1 protein-coding gene is annotated in these 7404 nt (G+C 72.3%); it reads right to left on the reverse strand.

From position 1 onward, the window contains the following. Nucleotides 1-7404 (reverse strand): amino acid adenylation domain-containing protein (locus tag ACGF2V_RS30995; protein WP_392913747.1); only part of this gene is annotated, 7404 nt, incomplete at both ends.

Raw genomic sequence — 7404 nt, forward strand, 5'->3', positions numbered from 1 at the left:
CTTCAACACACCCAACATCGCCACGACCACATCCACCGACCGCTCCAACAGCAGCCCCACCCTGGACTCAGCCGCAACCCCCCGCTCGACCAGCACCCGCGCCAACCGATCCGAAGCCACGTCCAACTCCGCATACGTCAGCACGACATCACCGCACCGCACGGCCACCGCACCCGGTGTCGCGAGGACTCGTCGGCCGAACGCCTCGACCACCGACACACGCCGGTCGAACGCCGCCACCTCGCCCCGGCCGGCATCCACAACCCACTCCGACTCCCCCGCGCCCAGCATCGGCACCTGCGCCAACGCCACACCCGACGCAGCCACCAGCCCCTCCGCGAGACCCAGCCAATGCCCCGCCATCCGCTCCACCGTCACCGCATCGAACAGATCCGTGCTGTAGGAGACGACGGCGAACAGGCCCTCTCCCGCTGCGGGTTCGAACTCGATGTTGAGGTCGAACGGGCTCGTCCCGACCGGCGGCAGGGTCTCCTCGACCAGGAGCCCCGGCAGCGTGAACATCTCACGCGGCGCGTTCTGGAGGGTGACCGCCGCTTGGACGAGCGGGGTCCTGCTGGGGTCGCGTTCCGGGGCCAGGGCCTCGACGAGGCGGCCGAACGGGGCCGCCTGGTGCTCGAAGGCGGCCAGGGTGGCCTCTCGTACGTCGTCCAGCAGCGTGCGGAAGTCGGCGTGGGCGTCGATGCGGGTGCGCAGCACGAGCGTGTTGACGAAGAAGCCGACCAAGGGTTCCAGCTCGGTGCGCTCGCGCCCCGAGACGGCCGTGCCGACGGCGATGTCGTCCTGGCCGCTGTAGCGCGAGAGCAGCAGCTGTGTGACCGCGGTCAGGGCCATCGACAGGGTCGCGTCCTGCGCGCGTGCCGCGTCGGCGAGTGCTGTGGTGAGATGCTGCGGCACACGGAAGGAGTGCAGGGCGCCGCGTCCCGTTCGCACGGCGGGGCGGGGCCGGTCGGTGGGCAGTTCCAGGGGTTCGAGACCGGCCAGGCGTTCGCGCCAGTGGTCGAGGTGCGGCGCAAGGGCTTCCTCGGTGAGCCGCTTGCGCTGCCAGACCGCGAAGTCCGGGTACTGAAGCGCGAGTTCAGGAAGCACGGACTCGCCATGGGGCGCGTTCGCCGCCGCCGTGTAGAGCGCGCTGAGTTCCCGTGTGATCACACCCATGGACCAGCCGTCCGTGATGATGTGATGCATCGTCAGCATGAGCGTGTACTGGCTCTGATCCGCACGCTCCACCAGGAGTACGCGGAGCAGCGGTCCGGTGCGCAGGTCGAACGGCTGGGCGGCCTCGGCGCGCAGGGCCCGCTCGTGTGCGTTCTCGCTCGTCGCCCGGAGCGTGCGTACGGGCACGTCGACGGTGTCGTGGACGTGCTGGGTGCCGCCCCGCCCGTCCGCTGCGCCGAAGGTCGTGCGCAGGGCCTCGTGGCGGGCGACGAGGGCGGTGACGGCAGTGTGCAGTGCGGCGGTGTCGACGACGCCGGTGAGGCGCAGGGTGGTGACGACGTTGTACTCGCAGCCACCCGGGGTGAAGGCGTCGAGGAACCAGAGCCTTTCCTGCGCGAAGGAGAGCGGCAGCGGGCCCTCGCCGCGGGGCGCCCGGGGGATCGCGGACTGCGTCGTCCCGCCGGCCGTGGCGGCGCAGGCGGCTGCCAGCGAGGCGACCGTGGGGTGGTCGAACAGCGCGCGCGGCGAGAGATCGGCGTGGAGAGCGGTGCGCAGCCGGGAGGTGGCCTTCAGGCTGGTGATGGAGTCGCCGCCGAGGTCGAAGAAGTCGTCGTGGCGGCCGATCCGGTCGCGGCCCAGAAGATCGGCCCAGACCGCGGCGATCCGCTCCTCGGCCCCGGCGTGCGGGGCCTCGTAGGCAGTGGCGGTGTCGTGCTCGGGAGTGGGCAGGGCGCGCCGGTCGACCTTGCCGCTGGAGTTCAGGGGCAGGGCGTCGAGGACGACGTACGCGGAAGGGACCATGTACGAGGGGAGCAGGGTCGCGGCCTGTTCCCGTACGCGGCGGACGTCGAGGGCGACGGCGGCCGTTGCGTCCTGCGCCGCGGGGACGAGGTAGGCGACCAGGCGTTTGGAGCCGCTGCCGCCCGGCCGGTCGGCGGTGAGCGCCTGGACGCTCACCCGGCCGATGCCGTCGCAGCGCCCGAGGGCGGCCTCGATCTCGGCGAGTTCGATGCGGAAGCCTCGGATCTTGACCTGTCCGTCGCCCCGGCCCAGGAATGCGAGGCGGCCGTCGTGGCGTCGCCGGACGATGTCGCCGGTGCGGTAGAGCCGGCCGCCCGCAGGGCCGTACGGGTCGGCGACGAACCGTTCGGCGGTGAGGCCGGGGCGGCCGTCGTAGCCGCGGGCCAGGCCGGGGCCGCCGAGGTACAGCTCGCCGGGCTGGCCGGTGCCGACCGGGCGCAGGGCCGCGTCGAGGACGTACGCGAGTGTGTTGTCCATGGGAAGGCCGAGCGGTACGGCCGCGCCGTCGGCGAGGTCGGCGGTGTCGAGCGGGCCGCAGACGGCGAAGGTGGTGGCCTCGGTGGGCCCGTAGACATGGACGAGCCGGGTGGCGGGGCAGTGTTCCCGCATGCGTCGCATCGCCGGGCGGGAGGCGGCCTCGCCGCCCGTCCACACCTCGCCGAGGCCGGAGAAGCAGGCCGGATCCTCGTCGGCCAGGGCGCCGAAGAGGGCGGTGGTCACGAACAGGGCGGTGACGCCGTGCTCGGCGACGGCGCGGCGTACGGCGGTGGCCGTGAGATCGCCGTCGGCGACGACGACCGTGCCGCCGTTGAGGAGCGGGGACCAGACCTCGTAGGTGGCGGCGTCGAAGGAGTGGGAGGAGTGGAACAGGACGCGCTTCTGCGTGCCGCGCGTCCAGCGGTGATCGGCGGCGAGGGCGATGATGTCGCGGTGGGTGACGGCGACGCCCTTGGGCTCACCGGTCGAGCCGGAGGTGTACATGACGTACGCGTCGGCGTCCGGGGCGACACGCGTCGGCCCGTCGCCGGGGGCGGCGGTGTGACCGTCGGGGACATCGGGGACATCGGAGACGTCGAGGGTCGGGATGCCGTCCGGGGCGGGGAAGACGCCGTCGGTGAGGAGCAGCACGGCGCCGCTGCGGTCGAGCATGGCGCGCATCCGTTCCGCGGGGTGTCCGGAGTGCAGCGGGACGTAGGCGGCCCCCGTCCTGAGCACGGCGAGCATGGCGACGACCACGTCCGCCGAACGGTCGAGCAGCAGTCCGACCCGGGCTCCCCGGCCGGCCCCGCGCCCCCGCAGCACGCACGCCAGCCGGTCCGCGCGTTCGTCGAGCTGCCGGTAGGTGAGCGGGCCGGCCGCGCCGGTCACGGCGACCGCGTCGGGCGCCTCGGCGACCCGTCGCGCGAAGAGCTCCGGCAGGGAAGTCTCGGGCACCGTGGTCGCGTCGAGCGTGCCGGTCCACGCACCGTCCAGAACTCGGGTCAGCTCGTCGGCGCCGGTCAGCGGCAGACTGCCGAGGGTGGCCGCGCCCCCGGCGTCCGCCAGGACCTCCAGGACGTGGGCGTAGCGGGCGGCGAGCAGCCGGATGGTGGCGGCGTCGAAGAGTTCGGGGTCGTAGCCGAAGGTGAGCAGGAACTCGCCGGCGGGGCGTGCGGTCAGGGTGAGCGGGTAATTGGTCGACTCGGCGGCGTCGAGCCCGGACAGGGAGATGCCGTGGCGCGCGGTGGCGGCGGCGTCGACCGGGTAGTTCTCGACGACGACGAGACTGTCGAACAGAGGTGTGCCGGACGGCAGGCCGGGCGTCGCGATCTCGTGCAGGGCGACGTACTCGTACGGGCGGGCCTCGGCCTGGGCGTCGCCGAGGCGGCGCAGCCAGGTGCCCACCGGCTCGTCCGGCGGCGTGGCCACGCGCACGGGCACGGTGTTGATGAACAGTCCGACGGTCGACTCCGCGCCCGGCAGCTCCGCCGGACGGCCGGAGACGGTCGTGCCGAACAGGACGTCGTGCGTCCCCGCGTAGCGCCCGAGCAACAGCGCCCACGCACCCTGCACGACGGCGCCGACGGTGACGCGGTTGCGCCGGGCGAAGTCCGCGACGGCGTGTGCGGTGGTTCCGGGCAGTGCGAGGGTGACGCGCTCGCTGGAACGCGCGTGGCGGGACCGGTGCGGCGCGCGGTCGTACGGGAGCGGCGTCGGCTCCTCGAAGCCGGCGAGGCGGCGCGCCCAGAAGGTGTGCCCGGCGGCGCGGTCCTGCACGGCGAGCCACCGCAGATGGTCGCGGAACGGCTCCCGGGGCGGCGGGGTTTCACCGGCGCAGAGCGCGGCCACGTCGGAGAGGACGGCGGCGCTGCTCCAGCCGTCCATGAGCAGGTGGTGGAAGGACCACAGAACGCGGACGGCGTCCTTTGCGACGCGTACGAGCGTCAGCCGCATGAGTGGCGCGTCGAGGCCGGTGACCACGGTCCGGTCCGCGGCGAGCAGGTCCGCGAGCAGGGATTCCCGCTCGTCGGCGGTGTGGTCGGTCCAGTCGGCGAAGGTCACCGGCAGTGGCCGCGTCCCGGTGCGGTGCACGACCTGGACGGGCTCGGCCACGCCCTCCCAGACGACGGACACGCGCAGCGCGTCCGAGGCGTCGACGACGGCCCGCCAGGCGCGCGCCACGGTCTCGACATCGCCCACGCCGTGCATGACGAAGGTGAACTGCTCCAGGTAGGCGGGCGCTCCGGCGGCCTCGAGCGTGTGGAAGAGCATGCCCGACTGGAGCGGGGTCAGCGGGAGGATGTCCTCGATGGCGCGGGCGTCGCCGACGCGTGCGGCGATCGCGTCCACCTCGTGCTGGGCGAGGCGGACGAGGGGGAAGTCCGACGGCGTGCAGCCGGAGGGGCCCTCGGGCGCGGCGCAGTGCGCGATCAGCGATCGCAGCTCGTCCGCGTACCGGTGGGCGAGCGCCTGGACGGTGGCATGGTCGTGCAGATTCTCGGAGTAGGCCCAGGTGAAGGTGAGTACGCCGTCCTGGACCGCGCCGACGACCTCGATCAGGTGGGTGCGCGACTCGTCCGGGTGGTGCTCGCCGCCGGGGTTGAGGACGAGGGACCGGTGCAGGCCGGAGGAGCCCTCGTCGAAGTGCCCGAGGTAGTTGAACGCCAGGTCCGGAGTCTCGCTCAGGCCGGTGGCGTTCCCGAGGTGACGCAGGGCGCCGTAGCCGATGCCCTGGTCGGGCACGGCCCGCAGCAGCTCCTTGACGGACTTCACGGTGCCGGCCCAGTCGTCGCCGGCGGCGACGGGCAGGGCAACCGGGTGGATGGCGGTGAACCAGCCGACGGTACGGGTGAGATCGATGTCGTCGAAGAGGTCCCCGCGGCCGTGTGCCTCCAGGTTCACGGCCCACCGAGGAACGTCCTCGGCGTCCGCTGGCCGGTCGGCTCCGCCGGTCGCCCAGGGGCCGACGGCTCGGGTGAGGGCCGCGAGGAGTACGTCATTGGGGCGGGTGCGGTACGCGCCGGGGACGTCGAGCAGCAAGGCCCGCGTCTCCGCTGCGGACAGACCGACCGAGACCGTGCGCTCGGAGGCAACGGTGTTGTCGCCTCCCGGGTGGTCCACGGGGATCCGTGCGGCGGCCGCCGCGGTCGGCTCGCGCCAGTACCCCAGTTGGTCGTCGAAGCCACCACGGGCGGTGTGCGCGGCGAGCCGTTCGGCCCACTGCCGTACGGAGGTGCCCTTCGGCCCGAGGTCGACGGTCCGGCCGACGACCGCCTGTTCGTACGCCGTGCTCAGGTCCTCCAGCAGAATGCGCCAGGACACGCCGTCCATGACCAAGTGATGCGCCACGACCACCACGCGCACGGGCCCGGTCGTCGCGGTCCGGACGAGCACGCGCGCCAGAGGTCCGGCGGCGAGGTCGAACCCGGCCTGCGCCTCGAGAATGAGCGCCTGCCACGCGTCGTCGGCGCCGTCGTCGTCGGGGAGCGCGCGGAGGGTGAGGACGGCGTCGAGGTCGATGTCGGGAGTGATCCGGCCGGTCCAGACACCGTCCGCGTCCTGGACGAACGTGGAGCGCAGAGCGTCGTGCTGAACCAACAGGGCCGCGACGGCGGTGCGCAGCGCATCGAGATCGATGCCGTCCGGGAGGGTGAAGGCGGCGGCCATGTTGAAGTGGCCGGGCGCCACGGGGTGGGTCTCGAAGAACCATTCCCGTACGGGGGTCGGTGCCACGGCGCCGCTGACCGTGCCGCTCTCGGCGAGCCGGGAACGGGTGGCTGCGTCGATGTCGAGGGGGCGGGCGTGCGGGGCGAGCGAAGAGATGGTGGGGTGTTGGAAGACGTCCCGGGAGGAGAGCGCGAGTCCTGCGCGGCGGGCCCTTGAGACGACCTGGAGGCTGATGATCGAGTCACCGCCGAGGTCGAAGAAGTTGTCGTGGACGCCGACCTGGTCCAACCCCAGGACCTCGGCCCAGACGGACGCCAGGATCTCTTCCGTACCAGTACGCGCAGCGACGTACCCGGCCTCGTCACCGGTGAACTCCGGGACAGGCAGGGCCCTGCGGTCCAGCTTGCCGTTCGCGTTCAACGGCAGCTCGTCCAGGACCACGAACACCGACGGCACCATGTACTCCGGCAACAGCCCGGCCGCGTGCTCACGCACCCCGGCAAGGCCCGGCCCGGAACCACCGGTCACCACATACGCGACCAACCGCTTCACACCCGGCCGGTCCTCACGAGCGACGACAACAGCCTGATTCACCTTCTCGTGCGCGACCAGAACACTCTCGATCTCACCCAACTCGATCCGGAAACCACGCACCTTCACCTGACCGTCGCCACGCCCCGCATACTCCAGCGTCCCGTCCGCATGCCGGCGCACCACATCACCCGTGCGATACAGCCGGGCACCGTCACGGAACGGGTCAGCGACGAACCGCTCCGCCGTCAGACCAGGACGCTCGTGATAACCACGCGCCAGACCACCCGCGAGATACAACTCACCCCACACCCCGACAGGAACCGGACGCAGGCAGGCATCCAGCACATACGTGCCCTTACCCGCCACACTCCTGCCGATCGGCACCATCGCACCGGCCGGCTCGCCCTCGGTCTCCGAGAACCAGCCGGTCGCGTAGACGGTCGCCTCGGTCGGACCATACAGATTCGCGACCGCCGCACCCGGCATCACCTGCCCGATCCGCTCCCGCAGACTCGACGGGAACGCCTCACCCGCCAGAACCACCAGGTCAGCACAAACCCGCACGTCCTGCTCCAGCACCGCCGCGAACGCCGACGGCACCGCCGACACCAACGAACCCGACCACGACCCCCCCTCCGTCACGGCAAGGACGTCCGGCACAACCTCCAACGTCCCACCCGCGGCCAGCGTCCCGAACAACTCGAACACCGACACATCAAAATTCAGCGACGTCGAGAACAGCACACG

The sequence above is a fragment of the Streptomyces sp. NPDC047982 genome (assembly GCF_043204165.1).
Taxonomy (GTDB): Bacteria; Actinomycetota; Actinomycetes; order Streptomycetales; family Streptomycetaceae; genus Streptomyces.